The organism is Methylobacterium sp. WL120, assembly GCF_008039465.1.
Classification (GTDB): Bacteria; Pseudomonadota; Alphaproteobacteria; order Rhizobiales; family Beijerinckiaceae; genus Methylobacterium; species Methylobacterium cerastii.
The window spans coordinates 44,159-62,393 of the sequence record NZ_VRUT01000002.1 but is presented as its reverse complement, the minus strand read 5'-3'; the positions used below and the strand labels follow the sequence as shown (position 1 = coordinate 62,393).

Annotated in this window: 13 protein-coding genes; 5 read left to right on the top strand and 8 right to left on the bottom strand. The window is 69.2% G+C overall.

Going from position 1 to position 18,235, the window contains the following annotated elements; genetic code table 11:
- Positions 1 to 14 precede the first annotated feature (14 nt).
- From typA to FV229_RS00850, 4 genes are all read right to left on the bottom strand, one after another.
- A complete protein-coding gene (gene typA / locus FV229_RS00865; protein WP_147750124.1) occupies positions 15 to 1,847 on the bottom strand; it encodes a translational GTPase TypA in 1,833 nt (610 codons plus the stop codon).
- Positions 1,848 to 2,003: 156 nt separating this feature from the next.
- On the bottom strand, positions 2,004 to 2,351 hold the full coding sequence (locus FV229_RS00860; RefSeq protein ID WP_147750123.1) for a DUF3325 domain-containing protein: 348 nt from the start codon (positions 2,349 to 2,351) through the stop codon (positions 2,004 to 2,006).
- Positions 2,348 to 3,886, bottom strand: coding sequence for a PepSY-associated TM helix domain-containing protein (locus FV229_RS00855; RefSeq protein ID WP_147750122.1), 1,539 nt, complete (start codon positions 3,884 to 3,886; stop codon positions 2,348 to 2,350). Before FV229_RS00855 ends, FV229_RS00860 begins: the two co-directional genes overlap by 4 nt.
- Positions 3,883 to 4,200, bottom strand: coding sequence for an iron transporter (locus FV229_RS00850; protein ID WP_147750121.1), 318 nt, complete (start codon positions 4,198 to 4,200; stop codon positions 3,883 to 3,885). Before FV229_RS00850 ends, FV229_RS00855 begins: the two co-directional genes overlap by 4 nt.
- Positions 4,201 to 4,469: 269 nt before the next feature.
- Here FV229_RS00850 and minC (FV229_RS00845) point away from each other — a divergent pair, with 269 nt between their 5' ends.
- The 5 genes from minC (FV229_RS00845) to FV229_RS00825 all read left to right on the top strand — a co-directional run bounded on the left by minC (FV229_RS00845) (position 4,470) and on the right by FV229_RS00825 (position 7,959).
- Positions 4,470 to 5,213 carry a septum site-determining protein MinC gene (gene minC, locus FV229_RS00845; protein ID WP_147750120.1) on the top strand — a complete coding sequence of 248 codons (744 nt, stop codon included), beginning with the start codon at positions 4,470 to 4,472 and terminating at the stop codon, positions 5,211 to 5,213.
- 354 nt (positions 5,214 to 5,567) lie between these two features.
- Positions 5,568 to 6,200 (top strand): septum site-determining protein MinC, encoded by a 633-nt coding sequence (gene minC, locus FV229_RS00840; RefSeq protein ID WP_147750158.1) that lies wholly within the window; start codon positions 5,568 to 5,570, stop codon positions 6,198 to 6,200.
- 53 nt (positions 6,201 to 6,253) lie between these two features.
- Complete coding sequence (gene minD / locus FV229_RS00835) at positions 6,254 to 7,069, top strand: septum site-determining protein MinD (RefSeq protein WP_147750119.1); 816 nt, start codon at positions 6,254 to 6,256, stop codon at positions 7,067 to 7,069.
- Positions 7,066 to 7,401 (top strand): cell division topological specificity factor MinE, encoded by a 336-nt coding sequence (gene minE, locus FV229_RS00830; RefSeq protein WP_147750118.1) that lies wholly within the window; start codon positions 7,066 to 7,068, stop codon positions 7,399 to 7,401. Before minD ends, minE begins: the two co-directional genes overlap by 4 nt.
- A 159-nt stretch (positions 7,402 to 7,560) precedes the next feature.
- Positions 7,561 to 7,959, top strand: coding sequence for a PRC-barrel domain-containing protein (locus tag FV229_RS00825; RefSeq protein WP_147750117.1), 399 nt, complete (start codon positions 7,561 to 7,563; stop codon positions 7,957 to 7,959).
- 93 nt (positions 7,960 to 8,052) lie between these two features.
- On the opposite strand, the gene FV229_RS00820 is transcribed toward FV229_RS00825, so the two are convergent.
- From FV229_RS00820 to FV229_RS00805, 4 genes are all read right to left on the bottom strand, one after another.
- The gene (locus tag FV229_RS00820; RefSeq protein WP_246687997.1) at positions 8,053 to 8,856 is read right to left on the bottom strand and encodes an alpha/beta hydrolase; all 804 of its coding nucleotides are present in this window, start codon (positions 8,854 to 8,856) and stop codon (positions 8,053 to 8,055) included.
- 117 nt (positions 8,857 to 8,973) lie between these two features.
- A complete protein-coding gene (gene glgB / locus FV229_RS00815) occupies positions 8,974 to 11,262 on the bottom strand; it encodes a 1,4-alpha-glucan branching protein GlgB (RefSeq protein WP_147750115.1) in 2,289 nt (762 codons plus the stop codon).
- Between the two features lie 120 nt (positions 11,263 to 11,382).
- Positions 11,383 to 14,646, bottom strand: coding sequence for a maltose alpha-D-glucosyltransferase (gene treS, locus FV229_RS00810; protein ID WP_147750114.1), 3,264 nt, complete (start codon positions 14,644 to 14,646; stop codon positions 11,383 to 11,385).
- Between the two features lie 159 nt (positions 14,647 to 14,805).
- Positions 14,806 to 18,204, bottom strand: a complete 3,399-nt coding sequence (locus FV229_RS00805) for a maltotransferase domain-containing protein (RefSeq protein WP_147750113.1) — start codon at positions 18,202 to 18,204, stop codon at positions 14,806 to 14,808.
- Positions 18,205 to 18,235 lie beyond the last annotated feature (31 nt).

The following is an 18,235-nucleotide window of genomic DNA, read 5'->3' as shown; positions in this document are numbered from 1 at the left end:
TGCGGTCGAGGACCTTACACGGCGCCGGTGACGGCTTCTTTCGAGCGCTCGAAGCGCTTGCGGTCGTTCGGGTCGAGATGGGTCTTGCGCAAACGGATCGACTTCGGCGTGACTTCCATCAGCTCGTCGTCCTGGATCCAGGCGAGCGACTTCTCCAGCGTCATCCGGATCGGCGGCGTCAGGCGCACGGCCTCGTCCTTCGAGGTGGTGCGGATGTTGGTAAGCTTCTTGCCCTTGAGCACGTTCACCTCGAGGTCGTTCTCGCGGTTGTGCTCGCCGATGATCATGCCCTGGTAGACCTTGGCGCCGGGCTCGATCATCATCGGGCCGCGGTCTTCCAGGTTCCACATGGCGTAGGCCACGGCCTCGCCCTTGTCGTTCGAGATCAGCACGCCGTTGCGGCGGCCGGCGATCTCGCCCTTGAAGGGCTCGTAGGCCTTGAACAGGCGGTTCATGATCGCTGTGCCGCGCGTGTCAGTCATCAGCTCGCTCTGGTAGCCGATGAGGCCGCGGGTAGGAGCGTGGAAGACGAGGCGCAGGCGGTCACCGCCCGACGGCCGCATCTCGATCATCTCGGCCTTGCGCTCCGACATCTTCTGCACGACGACGCCCGAATACTCCTCGTCGACGTCGACGACGACCTCCTCGACCGGCTCCAGGATGCCGCCATCCTCGTCCTTCGAGAGCACGACGCGGGGACGCGAGACGGCGATCTCGAAGCCTTCGCGACGCATGGTCTCGATCAGGATCGCCAGCTGCAACTCGCCGCGACCGGAGACGAAGAAGCTGTCCTTGTCGGCGGCCTCCTCGATCTTCAGCGTGACGTTGCCCTCGCCCTCCTTGAACAGGCGGTCGCGGATCATGCGGCTGGTGACCTTGTCACCCTCGGTGCCGGCGAGCGGCGAATCGTTGACGATGAAGGACATGGTCACGGTCGGCGGATCGATCGGCTGGGCCTGGATCGGGGTCTCGACCTGCGGGTCGCAGAACGTGTCGGCGACGGTGCCCTTCACGAGGCCGGCGATGGAGACGATGTCGCCCGCCTCGCCGACATCGATCGGCGCGCGCTCCAGGCCGCGGAACGCAAGGATCTTCGAGACGCGGCCGGTCTCCACGAGCTTGCCCTCGCGATCCATCACTTTGATCGCCTGGTTCGGCTTCACGGTGCCGGACGCGATGCGGCCGGTGATGATGCGGCCGAGGAACGGGTTGGCCTCGAGCAGGGTGCCGAGCATCCGGAACGGACCCTCCTCCACCTTTGCCGGGGGCACGTGCTCGAGCACGAGGTCGAACAGCGGCGCGAGGCCGTCTTCCTGCGAGCCGTCAGGCGCGGTCGCCATCCAGCCTGCGCGGCCCGAACCGTAGAGGATCGGGAAGTCGAGCTGGTCGTCGGTGGCGTCGAGCGCCGCGAACAGGTCGAACACCTCGTTCACCACCTCGGTGATACGGGCGTCCGGACGGTCGACCTTGTTGATGGCCACGATCGGGCGCAGGCCGATCTTGAGCGCCTTGCCGACCACGAACTTGGTCTGCGGCATCGGGCCCTCGGCCGCGTCCACCAGCACGATCACGCCGTCGACCATCGACAGGATGCGCTCGACCTCGCCGCCGAAGTCGGCGTGGCCGGGGGTGTCGACGATGTTGACGCGGGTGTCCTTCCAGACGACCGAGGTCGCCTTGGCCAGGATGGTGATGCCGCGCTCCTTCTCGAGGTCGTTCGAGTCCATCGCCCGTTCCTCGACCCGCTGGTTGTCGCGGAAGGAGCCGGACTGCGACAGCAGCTTGTCGACGAGCGTCGTCTTGCCGTGGTCGACGTGGGCGATGATGGCGATGTTGCGCAGCTTCATGGTGTTTCCGAAGCGAGTAGAACCCGCCACGGGACGGACCGCTGTTACGGTCGGCCACGCCGGGTCGAGAACGGGTTCGAGCTATTGCGCCGCAATATAAGGAGTCGGCCTCTGCGGCAAGGGGGCAGTGGTTCTGGGCAGCGATCCAGACGTTGCTCAGCCGTACAGCGCCAGCGGCAGCGCCACCAGGGCGACGGGCAGCGCCAGCAGCGCAGCCGGCCTGAGCCAGCCCGGCCTGTAGGACAGGAACGCGACCACGAGGAGCGCCGCGCCGGTCAAGGTGCCGACCCATTGCACCGGCCCGAAGTTCCAGCCTTCCAGCGTCACCGCCGCGGCGAAGGACAGCCCGATGCCGGCCCAGCCGGCGATTCGGAGAGTCCGCGCGCGCGCCGCGCCGGCCCGCACCAGGAAGGCGTCGCGGTGGTGGCGGTCGAGGCTGAGTGCCAGCGCCGCGAGGCCGGCAAAGCAGAGCGCCAGGTTGAGGGCGACGACGATGGCGGTCATGCGCGCAGGGCCGCCCGTCCGGCGATGGCGGCGTCCGCGCGTTGCGCCTGCGGAGGCCGCGGTCGCCCGGCCTTGCGCGCGGCGAGCACGAACAACAGGCCGAGGACGACCATCGCGGCCTCGAAGCCGAGGAAGCGCAACTCGCCGACGAGCGGATGCAGGCCGGTGACGATGGCGCCGACGAACGGGACCGCGAGGAACAAGGCGCCGACGAGCGCCAGGCCCTCGCGCCAGACCGTCCCGACCGGGCGTACGGCGCCCAACACCGCCACGAGCGCCCAGGCTCCGAAAAACACGCCGACCTCCCAGTCGGCGCGGGCCGCGAGGTCGAGGGGCAGCAGGCGGTTGGCGAGGAAGTAGGCGGCGATCCCCGCCGGCAGGCCGGCGATGGTGCCGACGTTCAGCACGCGCACCAGCCTTAAGCCGAAGCCGTCCGCCTCCGCCCCCTTCGGCGCGCGGGCCACGGCCCACAGCACGAGGCCGGTGGCGACGGTGGCCGCGCCCATGATTCCGCAGAGGAAGAACAGCGCCCGCAGGGCTGCCCCGGCGAAGTGCCCCTCGTGGAGGCCGAGCATCACGGTCGAAGTCTTGGCCGCGGCGCGGGTCGCGCCGTTGCGGCCGAGGACGGCGCCGGTGGTGCCGTCGAACGCGATCTGCGGGTGCTCGTGGGCGAGGCCGTGCGGTTCTTCGAAGATCGCGACCACCGAAGCCGCGGCGTCGGCGGGGTTGTAGACCGAGACGCCCTCCGGCGCCTCGCCACGTTCCGCGATCGCCTGCGCGATCATGCTTGAGAGCGGCGCCAGCGTGCCGGGCTTGCCCGCCGGGCCGCGCAGGTCCGGCATCAGCCCGCTGTCGACGTAGAAGCGCATCTCGTCGCCCTTGTAGGCGGCGGCGACGCCCCAGGGCATGTACATCGGCGCGAGGGTGACGAGGCCGGTGTAGGTGATCATCAGGTGGAACGGCAGCGCGAGCACGCCGAACACGTTGTGCGCGTCGAGCCAGCCGCGCTGCGAGCGCCGCCGCCGGAAGGTGAAGAAGTCGGCGAAGATCCGCCGGTGGGTGACGATTCCGGAGACCAGCGCCACCAGCATCACCAGCGCGCAGGTGCCGACGATCCAGCGGCCCCAGAGCGGCGGCATGCCGAGCTCGAAGTGGAAGCGGTAGAGGAAGTCGCCCCCTCGCGTGTCGCGCGCCGCGACCGGCGCACCACTCGTGGAGTCGAGCAGCGCCTGGTGGAACGGGCCGTCCAGGCTCTTCCACCACATGACGCCGACCGCCGGCTTCTCGGGCTTCGGCAGCTCGACGTACCAGCCCACGGCGTCGGGCATCGCCTTCTGCAGGTAGGCGGCAGCGAGGTCGGCCGAGCGGGCCGGGTCGCTCGCGCCGGCCACCAGCTCCGGCCGCATCCATTGCGAGATTTCGGCGCGATAGTAGCTCGCCGTGCCGGTGACGAAGACTGAAAACAGCACCCAGCCGACCACGAGGCCGGACCACGCGTGCAGCCACGCCATCGACTGGCGGAAGCCTTGCCTCATGCGGCACCGGCGGCGGAGAACCCGCCCGCGAGCCAGAGCCCGCCGCCGAGGACGGCTGCGAGGCCGGCGACAGCGAGCGCGGCGCGCCCGAGGGTGCGGGCGGCGAAGACGTAGACCACCACCGCCACCATCACCGCGAAGCTCACGAGCGTTGCGCTCGCGACCGCTTCCGAGCGGACGAGGGGCAGCGTCAGCGACAGGAGCGCGGTCAGCAGCGCCGCGACCCCGTAGCCCCCGAGCACCGCGAGCACGATCCGCCCTGCCACCGCGAGGCGGTAGGCCGGACCGCGCCGTGCGTCCTTCTGCTGAGCCATCGCGGTGCATCCCTCGGGCTTCGCCCCGCAAGGGGGCGCGATCGATGCCGGGGGTAGCAAGGCCGCGGGCGCCGTTGCAACCGCTATGTTTCAGAACCATTCCAGTTGGCGCGCAACGGCTTAGCGGGGTTTCGAGCAGGGATTGCGGCGTGGTGCTCGCACGTGTCCGGCCGACCTCGGATCACCATCGGGGTGGGCAAGCCGATCGGGAGGATTGCTCCGCGGGCGCGCACGCCGCATGCAGGCGAGGTCCAGGCCCGACACGCGAGATGCCCGCCCCCGTGACCCAGCCCAAGCCCGACGCGCCCCGTCCGCCGATCCGCTTCCGCGGCCGCTCGTTCATGGCGACCGTGCTCGCGCCGCTGCCTCCGGTGGAGGATTGGCTCTCCGACCTCGACGCCCTGCGCCAGCGCGCGCCGGCCTTCTTCTCCGGGCGGCCGGTGATCCTCGACCTGACCGGGCTGACCCTCGACCGCGACGACCTGACCGGGCTTGTGGCCGAGCTGTCGTCCCGCGCCATCGCGATCTACGGGATCGAGGGGGCCGCTCCGGCCCTGCTCGGACCCGGCCTGCCGCCGGCCCTGGCGGGGGGGCGCCCCGCCGGCGAGATCGAGATGCCGGAGCCCGACGCCCCCTCCCCCGAGGCCGCCGCGCCGGCGCCAGCACCGCAGGCGGCGGCCGTCTCGCTGATCCTCGACGCGCCGGTCCGCTCCGGCCAGGCGGTGCTGCACCTCGAAGGCGACGTCACGGTGATGGGGGCCGTGGCCTCCGGCGCCGAGGTGATCGCCGGCGGGTCGATCCACGTCTACGGCCCGCTGCGCGGGCGCGCGATCGCGGGCGCCGCCGGCAACCCCAACGCGCGGATCTGGTGCCGGAAGTTCGAGCCGGAGCTGATCGCGATCGACGGCCTCTACAAGGCCGCCGACGACCTCGATCCGAGCTTCACCGGCCAAGCCGTGGAAGTCCGCCTCGTCGAGGACGCGATCCGGTTGGCACTGTTGGAGCGGACCTGAGGCCGCGATCACAGGATACCGGCATGAGATGGCGACAGGATCACCATCCTTAACCGTTCGGTAACCATATCCGCCGTCAATGATCCGGTAAGGAATCGTTGACCCGTGAAAACACAGATCTTTCCGGACCCCGACCGTCCCGTTTCGGCACAGCCCGAGAAAGCCGTTTCCCCGGAAGCGGTTGGCCTGCCGGCCGGCACCGAATCGCCCGCGCCCGAGACCGCTGCGGCGGCCTCGGACCCGGCAAAGCCTGCCGACCCCGCCCCGGCGACCGAGCCTGCCGAGCCGGCAAAGCCCGCCGCCAAGCCTTCCGCCCCGCGCGCCCTCGCCTTCCGTGGCCGTGCGTTCAAGGCGATGGCGCTGAAGCCCGAAGCGCCGCTCGCCGACTGGCTGGCAGACCTCGACGCGGCGCTGAAGCGCTCGCCGACCCTGTTCGACGGACGCGCGATCATCCTCGATCTCGGCGCCCTTCGCCCGGACCACGAAGCGCTTCAGGCGCTCGTCGCCGACCTCATCGGCCGCCGCGTCCGCATCCTCGGCTTCGAGGGCGTGGAGAGCATCGCGGCCGGCCTGCCGCCGCTGCTGATCGGCGGACGCCCGGCCAGCAACCTGGACCTGCCCGACCTCGCGTTGCCGAAGGTCCCGGAGGAGCCGGTCTCGACCTCGATCACGATCGAGGGCTCGGTCCGCTCCGGGCAGACGGTGGTTCATCCCACCGGGGACGTCACGGTGATGGGCTCGGTCTCTTCCGGCGCCGAGATCCTGGCCGGCGGCTCGATCCACATCTACGGCGCGCTCCGCGGCCGGGCGATCGCGGGCGCCGCCCGCAACCCGCGCGCGCGCATCTACTGCCGCAAGTTCCAGCCCGAGCTGCTCGGGATCGATCGCCTCGTCCGCACGGCCGAGGACATCGGAACGCAGCTCCAGGGCAAACCCGCACAGATCTGGCTCGACGGCGGCGCGATCCGCATGGCGGGTTTGGACTGACCTACAAAATCTCAGAACTCGATCCGATCACCGCAGATCAAGGAGCGACACGCGTGGCAAAGGTTTTGGTCGTCACATCGGGCAAGGGCGGCGTCGGCAAGACGACGACCACGGCGGCACTTGGTGCCGCGATCGCGCAGGGAGGACAGAGCGTCTGCGTCGTCGACTTCGACGTCGGCCTGCGCAACCTCGACCTCGTCATGGGGGCCGAGCGCCGGGTCGTCTACGACCTGATCAACGTCGTCAACGGCGACGCCAAGCTCAACCAGGCGGTGATCCGCGACAAGCGGCTCGAGACCCTGCACCTGCTGCCGGCCTCGCAGACCCGCGACAAGGACGCGCTGACCGACGAGGGCGTCGCCCGCGTCATGGAAGAGCTTCGCGAAAAGTTCGACTGGGTGATCTGCGATTCGCCCGCCGGCATCGAGCGTGGCGCCCAGCTCGCCATGCGCCACGCCGACGTCGCGGTGGTGGTGACCAACCCGGAGGTCTCGTCGGTGCGCGATTCCGACCGGATCATCGGCCTGCTCGACTCGAAGACGGTCAAGGCCGAGCGCGGCGAGAACATGGACAAGCACCTGATCCTCACCCGCTACGACCCCAGCCGGGCCGACCGCGGCGACATGCTCAAGGTCGAAGACGTCCTCGAAATCCTGTCGATCCCGCTGCTGGCGATCATCCCCGAGAGCCAGGAGGTGCTTCGCGCCTCGAACGTCGGCTGCCCGGTCACGCTGAACAACCCGCTCTGCGCGCCCGCCCGCGCCTACACCGACGCCGTGCGCCGGCTCAAGGGCGAGACGCTGCCGATGACGATGCCGACGGACCGCAAGTCCTTCCTCGACAAGCTTTTCCTGCGGAGGGCGGCATGACCCTCCTCGGCCTCTTCAACAAGCGCGCCTCCGGCTCCGTCGCCCGCGAGCGCCTCCAACTGATCCTCGCCCATGAGCGCTCCGAGACCGGCCAGCCCGACCTCGTGATCACGCTCCGCGAGGAGATCCTGGCCGTCATCGCCAAGCACGTCTCGGTCGAGCGCGACAAGGTGAAGATCACGCTGGAGCGCGGCGAGGGCGTCTCGACGCTGGGCCTCGACATCGAGCTGCCGCTCACGGCCGCCAAAGGACGCAACGAGGTGCGCACCGAAACGCGCGCCGACGCGACGTCCGAGAAGGCGATGCCGGAGAAGCGCAAGCAGGCTGCCTGACGCCGAACCCCGACACAAAGCCCGCGGATCGAAGGGTTCGCGGGCTTTTTCGTGCGTGCAAGACCATGGGCGACGCTCGCGATGCGTCGCGAATCGGTGACGGAACGATCGAGGTCGCAGGGCATTCCTAGGCACCCCTTTCGGGTCTTGGAGATTGCAATGCGTCGTCTGATCCTGGCATCCATGGTCGCCCTCACCGTCTCCGGCGCAGCGTTCGCCGCCGAGCAGACCACCCCGACCACGGCCGCGAAGTTCGTGCCGGTGCCGCAGGACGCGGTGCTGAGCTACAACCTCATCGGTCTCAACGTGATGGACGGCTCGAACAACAACGTCGGCGAGATCAAGGATCTCGCGATGGAGCATGGCAAGCTCACCAGCTACATCATCTCCGTCGGCGGCTTCCTCGGCATGGGCGAGCGCTACGTCTCGGTCGAGCCGGCCTCCGTTGCGCTCGGCTACGACGAGGGCGCGAAGAAGTGGAAGGCGATCATCGGCGCCACCAAGGATCAGCTCAAGGCTGCGCCCGAGTTCAAGTACGACGGCAAGTTCAAGCGCTGAGGCTCGCACCTCTTAACTGGATATCTTGTGAGGAAGCCCGCGGATCGTAGGATCCGCGGGCTTCGTCTTTTCAGGTCTCGGAACGGCGTCTTCTCAGGCGCGCAGGAACGCGACGAGGGAAGCGTTCACCGCGTCGGCCGCATCGTGCTGCACCCAGTGCGTCGCCTCCGGGTACCATTCGATACGTCCGTCGTCGCAAAGCTCGAGGCTCGCCTCGGCGAGGCCGCTCCCCAAAGCGTGGTCGCGGCGGCCCCACAGGATCAGCGTCGGCGCCGTCACCCGCGGCGCGGTGCTCGCCCGCGGCAGGCGCAGCGCGCGGTACCAGTTCAGCATGCCGGTCATCGCACCGGGCTTCGCCCAGGCAGCGGCGTAAAGATCGAGGTCGGCGTCGGTGAAGCTGCCCTTTCGGCTGGTCGTCGCCAGCGCCTGCCGCAGCACGGCGCAGTCGTTCGCGGTCAGACGCTTCTCGGGCAGGTGCGGGATCTGGAAGAATGCGACATAGGCGCTGCGCAGCAGCTGCGTCGGATGCCGCCGGATGTAGGGGCCGAAGATCGCGGGGTGCGGCGCGTTGAGGATCGCCAGACGCTCGATCCGCTCGGGGTAGAACGAGGCAGTCCACCACGCGACCAGCCCACCCCAATCGTGCGCGACGAGGCGGAATTTCGCGAAACGGTAATGGTCGGCGAGCTCGATCACGTCGGCGGCGAGCCGGTCGAGGTGGTAGGCGGCGATGCCCCCGGGCTTGTCGCTGAGATTGTAACCGCGCTGGTCCGGTAGGACGAGGCGCAGGCCCGCCTCCGAGAGGGGGCCGATCTGGCGGCGCCAGCCGTACCAGAACTCCGGGAAGCCGTGCAGCACGATGGTGGGGAGGCCGTCGGCCGGTCCGGCCTCCGCCATGTGCAGGCGGATGCTCGGGAGGGAGACCGACGAAGTCCAAACCGAATCGAGCAACGCGACCTCCTCCGCATCAAACAGCATGGGCGGCCGCAGCTTGCGGCGCGGCCGCCCTTGTCGTCAGCCCTGGCGAACGAAGATCATGGTCGAGAGCGGCGGCAGGGTCAGGCTCAGGGAATGCGCCTGGCCATGGCTCTGCGTCGCGTCGGCCTCACGGCCGCCCATGTTGCCCACGTTCGAACCGCCGTAGATGCCGGCATCCGAGTTGAACGCCTCGCGGTAGTAACCCGCCGCCGGCACGCCGACGCGGTAGTTCTCGCGCGGCACCGGGGTGAAGTTCGAGACGACGAGAGCGATCTGGCCGGCCTCGCGGCCCTTGCGCGCCCAGGCGATGACGCTGTTGTCCTGGTCGTCCGCTACCAGCCATTGGAAGCCCGCGGCCTCGGTGTCGCGGCTGTGGAGCGCCGGCGTCGAGACGTAGAGGTGGTTGAGGTCGCGGATCACGTCCTTCACGCCGGCGTGGGCCGGGTCGTCGAGCAGGTGCCAGTCGAGCGACTGGTTGTGGTTCCACTCACGCTCCTGGCCGAACTCGCCGCCCATGAAGAGCAGCTTCTTGCCCGGGTGTCCCCACATGAAGCCGAAATACGCGCGCAGGTTCGCGAACTTCTGCCAACGGTCGCCGGGCATCTTACCGAGCAGCGAGCCCTTCCCGTGCACGACCTCATCGTGGGACAGCGGCAGGATGAAGTTCTCGGAGAAGGCGTAGAGCAGCCCGAAGGTCAAGTCGTGGTGGTGGTAGCGCCGGTGGATCGGATCGGTCGAGACGAAGTTCAGGGTGTCGTGCATCCACCCCATGTTCCACTTGAAGCCGAAGCCGAGCCCCCCGGTATAGGTCGGGTGCGAGACGCCGGGCCAGGAGGTGGATTCCTCGGCGACCGTGATGGTGCCGGGGGCGTGGCTGTAGGTCGCCTCGTTGGTCTTGCGCAGGAACTCGATCGCATCGAGGTTCTCGTTGCCGCCGTACTGGTTCGGAATCCACTCGCCCTGGCGGCGCGAGTAGTCGAGGTAGAGCATCGAGGCGACGGCATCCACGCGCAGGCCGTCGAGGTGGTAGTGTTCGAGCCAGAACCGGGCGTTGGCGGCGAGGAACGTCGCCACCTCGGCGCGGCCGAAATTGTAGATGTAGGTGCCCCAATCCTGGTGGAAGCCCTGGCGCGGGTCGGCGTGCTCGTAGAGGTGCGTGCCGTCGAACTGGCCGAGCCCATGCGCGTCGAGCGGGAAGTGGCCGGGCACCCAGTCGAGCATCACGCCGATGCCGGCCGCGTGTGCCGCGTTCACGAACGCCGCGAAGTCGTCCGGGGTGCCGTGGCGGCTCGTCGGCGCGAACAGCGACACCGGTTGGTAGCCCCACGACCCGTCGAACGGGAACTCCGTGATCGGCAGCATCTCGATATGGGTGAAGCCCATCTCCTTGACGTAGGGGATCAGCCGCTCGCCCAACTCCTTGTAGGTGAGGTAGCGGTTGCCCTCGCCGGGCACCCGCGCCCACGAGCCGAGGTGGACCTCGTAGATCGAGATCGGCGCATGCCGCGGGTCCTTCTCGCCGCGCGTCTCCATCCAGGCCTTGTCGTGCCAGGCGGGCTCGCTCGTGCCCTGCAGCACGGAGGCGGTCTGCGGCGGGTGCTGGGCGGCGAAGGCGACCGGGTCGGCCTTCAGCGGCAGCAGCGACCCGTCGGGGCCGCGGATCTCGAACTTGTAGTTCTGGCCGGCCTTGAGCCCTGGTACGAACAGCTCCCAGAGGCCGCCGTTCTGCCAGAGACGCATCGGATGGCGGCGCCCGTCCCACTCGTTGAAATCGCCGACGACGCTCACGCGCTTGGCGTTCGGGGCCCAGACCGCGAAGCGGAAGCCGTCGATGCCGTCGAGGCAGCCGAGCTGTGCGCCGAGGATCTTGTAGACGAGGTTGGTGCCGACGTCGCGCAGGGTGTCGACGTCGTGCTGCTCCAGCGACGAACCGAAGCCGTAGGGGTCGTGCCGGCGGCGCTTGGCCCCATCCCAGGTCTCGACCTCGATCTCGTAGAGCGGCCGGCCCTGGCTCTCGACCTTCGCGACCCAGAACCCTTCCGGGTGGCGCCGCTCGAACGGCACCGCGTCGCCGCCGACGATCAACGCAGCGGACTTGGCCTCCGGCAGGACGGCACGAACCTCCCAGGTGCCGGGTCCGACCTGGTGCGGACCGAGCACGCTGAAGGCGTCGCCATGGTTGGCGGCCATCACCGCCGCGATCGCATCGGGATGGACGCCGTGCGCCGCCCCCGCCGGCGCGGAGCCGGACGAGGGGACATTCGAGACCTGGTTCGTGTCCGACGGGTCGGAGCGGGTCGCGAAGGTCTGGTCGATGGCCGTCATTCAGGTGCCTCTCTCGGGTGACCGGGGCCGCGCCCGAATGGGTCGGGCGAGGGCCTCAAGTCCGTCAGTCTCCGCGCGGGCCGGGGAGGCCGTTTTCGCCCCGTCGGCCCGCGCCTTGGATCAGGACGCCTTGGCGTCCTCCAGAATGGTCAGAACCCCACGGGCGGGGATTTCGATCCAGTCCGGGCGGTTGTTCGCCTCGTAATCGACCTCGTAGAGCGCCTTCGTCAGGAGGCAGAGGCGCAACAGACGGTCCTGCGTCGCCGGGTCGGTCACGGCGGCGCGGCTCTCGGAGACGGCGCTTCCGTAGCCTTCGAGGAACGCCGCATCGATCATGCCACGCCAGGCGAGGGCCGCGTTGCGCGCGCGGTCCTCGGAATCGGCGAAGCGGCCGGCGATCTCGCGGGTCACCGTCTCGGCGCCGTAGGCGAACGAGCGCAGCATCCCGGCGACGTCCCGCAGCGGCGTCGACTTCGCCCGGCGCTCGTCGGCCGGTCGCGAGGGCTCGCCCTCGAAGTCGACCAGCACGAGGTCGCCGCTCGACACCAGAACCTGTCCGAGGTGGTAGTCGCCGTGGATGCGGGTCTTGAACGCACCCTTCGGCGGATCGCGCGTCAGCGACGCGATCAGCGCGTCGACCTCGGCCCGGCGCTCGGCCAGGGCCGCGCTCGCCGGGCGTCCGGCGTCGAGCCCGCGCTCGGCGATGCCCTTGAGCCCGCGGAAGGCGCGGTCGGCCTGATGCTTCGCGTCGGCGCCGAGCACCGCCAGGTCGTCGGCCGTGAACGGCTCGGCGGCGAAGGCCGCGTGCGCCGTCTCGATCGCGAAGGCGTTGTGCATCTCGGCGGTGCGGCGCCCGAGGAGTTCGGCCCAGCGCAGGTGGTCGTGGAACGCGTCCTCCGGCGTCGGCGCCTCGCTCTCGGGAGCCAGCACCACGGTCTCGAAGTCGCGGCGCAGGCCCTCGAGCATCACCGTCCAGGCGTCGCCCTGGTTCAGGACGAAGCTCTGCAGTACGGCGAGCGCCGTGCGGGTGCCGTCCTCGGCGACGTGCTCCAGGGTGCCGAGCAGCGCCGGCGTGTTCGGAAACTTCGCCTCCTCGGTGAGGAAGCGCCCGACCTCGACCTCGGGATGGGTGCCCGGCTGCAGGCGGCGCAGCAGCTTGAGCATCATCTTCGCGCCGATGGCGATCGAGGTGTTGCTTTGCTCGGCCGACAGCCGGCGCACGTCGGCAGCCTCGAACGGCACGCTGTGGTCGAACGCCGAAGTCGAGGAGAAGACGAGCTTGCCGCCTTCGGTCGGGATCTCGCGGCCGTCGCGCATGCCTTCGGCGAGGCAGATCGCGAAGTCGGGCGAGGCCGCAGCCCCGTAAAGCAAGCCGGTGCGTGGACCGCGGCGCACGCGCGCCACGGCGAATTCGAGCAGCGTCTCGTCCTCGCGGCCCTCATCGACGCCGACGGGCACGAAGTATTGCTGCCGCTCGCCGTTGGAGAGCTGCACGTCGATGCGCGGCAGCAGGAAGCGGGCTTCGCCGCCGGCCTCCTTCACGGTGGCGCAGTCCACGACCTTCACGCTCTTGATCCGCGAGCCCTTGGCGCCGAACCAGCGACGGCTGGCGATGAAGGGCGGGATCACGGTGCGCTCGAAGGCGACGCGCTCGCGGCCGGCCATCAGGCTCTCGATGCCGCCGGTGAGCACGAGCGTGAACAGCTCGGGCGCCTCCTTCATCGGCCCAACCGTGCCGGTGTTCGCAGACGACAGCGAGAACCAGTAGAAGCCGTAGGACGGCAGGGTCAGCAGGTAGGGCAGCTCGCCGATCGGCGGGAATTCGCTGCCGCCGGTGAGCTCGATCGGCACCGCGCTGCGCAGCTCCGACAGGTCGAGCTGCACCGCCTGCGGCGCCCGCGACAAGTTGGCGACGCAGAGCACGCGCTCGCCCTCGAACTCGCGGATCCAGGCCAGCACCTTGCGGTTGCTGGGATACAGGAACTGCATCGAGCCGCGGCCCAACGCCGTGCTGTTGTTGCGGATGGCGATCATCCGCCGCGTCCAGTTCAGCAAGCTGGTCTGCGACTGCGTCTGCGCCTCGACGTTCAGGGCGTCGAAGCCGTAGATCGGGTCCTGGATCGCCGGCAGGAACAGGCGCTGCGGGTTGGCCCGCGAGAAGCCGCCGTTGCGGTCGGGCGACCATTGCATCGGCGTGCGCACGCCGTCGCGGTCGCCGAGATAGATGTTGTCGCCCATTCCGATCTCGTCGCCGTAGTACAGCACCGGCGTTCCGGGCATGGACAGGACGAGGGACTTCATCAGCTCGATCTTGCGCCGGTCGTTCTCGAGCAGCGGCGCGAGGCGGCGGCGGATGCCGAGGTTGATGCGGGCGCGGCGCTCGGCGGCGTAGAACGACCAGAGGTAGTCACGCTCCTCCGCGGTCACCATCTCGAGCGTCAGCTCGTCGTGGTTGCGCAGGAAGATCGCCCACTGGCACCCTTCCGGGATCTCGGGCGTCTGGCGCATGATGTCGGTGATCGGGTGCCGGTCCTCCCGGGCGATCGCCATGTACATCCGCGGCATCAGCGGGAAGTGGAACGCCATGTGGCATTCGTCGCCGTCGCCGAAATACTGCGCGGTCTCCTCCGGCCACTGGTTAGCCTCGGCCAGCAGCATCCGGTCGGGATAGCTCGCGTCGAGCGCCGCGCGGATCGCCTTGATGACCGTGTGGGTCTCGGGAAGGTTCTCGCAGTTCGTGCCGTCGCGCTCGATCAGGTAGGGGATCGCGTCCAGGCGCAGGCCGTCGACGCCCATGTCGAGCCAGTAGCGCATCGTCTCGATGACGGCTTCCAGCACCTTCGGGTTGTCGAAGTTCAGGTCCGGCTGGTGACTGTAGAACCGGTGCCAGAAGTACTGCTTGGCGACCGGGTCCCAGGTCCAGTTCGAGGTCTCGGTGTCGAGGAAGATGATCCGCGTGTCGGAATACGGCGTGTCGGTGTCCGACCAGACGTAGAAGTCGCGCTCCGGCGACCCGGCCGGCGCCTCGCGGGCGCGCTGGAACCACGGGTGCTGGTCCGAGGTGTGGTTGATGACGAGCTCGGTGATCACCCGCAGGCCGCGCTCGTGCGCGGCTTCCACGAAGCGGCGGAAGTCCGCCATCGTCCCGTAGGACGGGTTGACCTCCTCGTAGTCGGCGATGTCGTAGCCGTCGTCCCGCAACGGGGACGGATAGAACGGCATCAGCCAGATGGCGGTGACGCCGAGGTCTCGGACATAGTCCAGCCGCTGGGTGAGGCCCTCGAAATCACCGATCCCGTCATTGTTCGAGTCGAAGAACGACTTGACGTGGATCTGGTAGATGATGGCGTCACGGTACCATTGCGGATCGCTGCGATCGATCATCGCGTCGTTGCCTCGCACGTCGGATTCAGGGGCTTGTCGGGCCGGTCCCGCACGACGAGGTCGTCACGTGATCGGTGTGCGGCTGTCTAACCGCAGGATGGTGGCGACAGCACGACCGACCGGGCCGATCGCGCGCCGTTTCTGGTTACACGGGCGGCTTCAGCCCGCAACCCGCTTCGGACGGCTGAGGCGCCAGATCACGCAGGACCGCTCGACCGGATCGAGGGCGATGCGGTGGGACTTGCCGCGCAACTCGAACGTGTACCCGTCAAGCAGGTCCTCGACCGCCACCGCCCCGCCGTCATCCTCGCCGAGCAGCCAGAGCGGCACCTCGTAGGTGCATTCCTGGCGGTTCTTCGGGTCGAGGTTGACCATCACGAACACGCAGTTGTCGCGATTGGGCGTGGTCTTGGCGTAGGCGATGATCTCGTCGTTGTAGGCGCCGGTGAAGACGACGTTACGGAAGTCCCAGAGCGCGGGGTTCTCGCGACGGATCTGGTTGAGCTTGACGATGTGCTCGCGGATGTTGCCGGGGCGGTCGTAGTCCCAGGCCTTCAGCTCGTACTTCTCGGAGTTGAGGTATTCCTCCTTGCCGGGATACGGCGCGGCCTCGCACAGCTCGAAGCCGTTGTAGATGCCGTAGACCGACGACAGCGTCGCAGCCAGCGTCGCGCGCACGACGAAGCCCGCCCGCCCGCTGGTCTGGAGGTAGTGCGGGTTGATGTCCGGCGTGTTGGCGAAGAAGTTCGGGCGGTAGTACTCGCCCATCTCGCCGGCGAGCTCCATCGCGTAGGACGTCAGCTCGGCCTTGGTGTTGCGCCAAGTGAAGTAGGTGTAGCTCTGCTGGTAGCCGGCCTTGGCGAGCTTCTTCATCATCTTCGGCCGGGTGAAGGCCTCCGCGAGGAAGAGCGCGTCGGGGTAGCGGCCGTTCACCTCGGCGATCACCCATTCCCAGAATGGGATCGGCTTGGTGTGCGGGTTGTCGACGCGGAAGATGCGCACGCCGCGCGAGCACCAGCCGAGCAGGATGTCGCGCAACTCGATCCACAGCGACGGCAGCGCGCCGCCGTAGAAGTGGACGTTCGAGATGTCCTCGTACTTTTTCGGCGGGTTCTCGGCGAACTTCAGCGTCCCGTCCGGGCGCCACTCGAACCATTCGGGATGGTTCTTGATCCAGGGGTGGTCGGGCGAGCACTGGATCGCGAAGTCGAGGGCGACCTCCATGCCGTGGGCGTGACTCGCCGCGACGAGGCGTTCGAAGTCGGCGAGCGTGCCGAGATCGGGGTGGACCGCTTCGTGGCCGCCCTCCTCGGTGCCGACCGCGTAGACCGAGCCGACGTCCCCCGGCAGCGCCTTCAGGGTGTTGTTCTTGCCCTTGCGGTTGGTGCGCCCGACCGGATGGATCGGGGTGAAGTACAGCACGTCGAAGCCGAGCTCGCGGATCTCCGGCAGGCGGCCGATCACGTCGTCGAAGGTGCCGTGGCGGTTCACGTCCATCGATTGCGAGCGCGGAAAGATCTCGTACCAGGCCGAGAACCGGGCCGCGAGACGGTCGGCGATCACCTGCGCAACGACGGGATAGCGCGAGGCGTTCACCCGCTCGGCGTTGCGGCGCACGAGGCTGGCAGAATCGGGGACGAGGATGCGGTCGAGCTGGGCGGCGGAGCCGGTCTCCTCGGCGCCGAGCGCCGCGACGAGCGCGTGCAGCCGCTCCTTGTCGCGTCCCTCGGCGAGGTCGGCGGCAGTCTGGACCAGGGTAACGCCCTCGATGGTCTCGAGGCGCACGTCCACTCCGGCGTCACGCTTCTTCAGGGTGTCGCGCATCCACGAGGAGAAGCCGTCGCGCCAGCCCTCGATGGTGAACTCGTAGCGGGCGTTCTTCTCCAGCGGGAAATGCCCGGCCCAGCGGTCGTTGTCGACGAACACCATCGGGTCGCGCCGCCACTCGGTCGCGCCGACGACGCGGGAGAGGATCGCGGCGTTCAGGATCTCGTGCCCGTCAGAGAAGATGTCGGCCTCGACCGCAAAGCTCTCGCCGACGACGCGCTTGACCGGGGACCGGCCGCCGTCGAGTTCCGGCGCCACCGCCTCGATCACGACGCGGCCCGTGCCGTCCGGCGTGCCGCGGCTCGGCAGCTTCGTCACCACAGCGGCCTCGGCGCTGATGATCCGCAGCTCGCCGGGCGCCAGGTCGATGGCGCTGCCGGGATGGAAGGCGATCGGCTCGGCCTCGGGGGTGCGGTCGACAAACGGCCCGAGCACACCGCCGGTGCGGGTGATCAGCGCGCCGGCATCGACCGGCACGGGCTTGTCGGTCGGGTTGAAGATCAGGATCACGGCGTGCCGCGCGGAGGCCGGGTGCCCGGTGTCGTAGCGGGCGAGCGCGACGAAGTCCGCATCCGGCGACGAGATGCGCGCCTGCGCGCCCTCGACGTTGGCGGCGGGAAGCTCGGCGCGGAGCGCGTTGATCGCGGTGACGTAGGCCGAGATGTCGATTCCGGTGTCCGACTCGCGGTCGGCCGGTGTGGTGTCGACGACGTGGACGGAGCGGGTGTAGCCCCACTCGTAGCCGATCGGCATCAGCACGCCGGCCGAGTAGAACGCGGCCAGCGCGTAGCGGCTGCGCAGCTGCGCGGCGACGGCGTCTGCCGCGCCCGTCACCTTGGCCGCCATACGCGGCATGTCGTGGTTCTCGGGGAACGCGATCGAGGGGGCGATGACGCGCAGGCGCTCGTACTGCTCCAGCGCCCAGGGCTTCTTCAGGTCCCACCACGCGAACGAGTTGAACAGGTAGTCGAAGCCCGCTCCGGCCGTGGCCCTCGCCTCCTCGAAGGTGCAGCCCAGAGTCTCGGCGGCAAAGAGGCAGCCGGCCTCGCGCGCCTTGGCCTGGCCGATCAGGGCGCGCCAGGTCTCCGGCGGGACCTTGTAGGCGGCGTCGCAGCGGAAGCCGGCGACGCCGAGGCCCTGGAGGTGGGCGATGTAGGCGTCCCAGATCCGGGTCAGCTCATTGCGCGGACCTTCGGAATGGTAGTCGAGCTCGGCCAAGTCGCCCCAAACGGTGCGGATCGTCGGGTCGTCGGGATCGACCGCCGCCGGGCTCGCGATCGAGCCGTCGGCCTCCTTGACGAACAGGTCCGGCCGCTCGCGGGCGAGGCGTCCGTCGTTGGCGGTGTGGTTGATGACGAGATCGGTCATCACCGACAGGCCGGCCGCCTCGGCCGCGGCGCAGAAGCGCCAGATCTGCGCGTCGTCGTCGGTGCCGTCGTCGTCGCGGAAGCGGTCGTCGAGGCGCTCCGGGTCGGCGACCGCGTAGAGGCTGCCCGACCCGCCGGTGGCGTGGAACGGGTTGAGGTAGACCCAATCGAAGCCGAGCTCCGCGATCCGCGGCAGCTCCGCCGTCCAATCCGACACCCGCCCGACGAGGAGCGGGAACAGGTTGTAGATCCGCGGCCCCAGGACGCGCGCTGCCGAGCCCCCCGTCGCGAGGCCGGCCGGCGGCGAGACGGGGGCCGCCCCGTCCGCTGCGGCTTTCCTCGATGCGGTTGTCGGTGCGTTCATGCTGGCCTCGAAAATATGAGATGGCGTCATC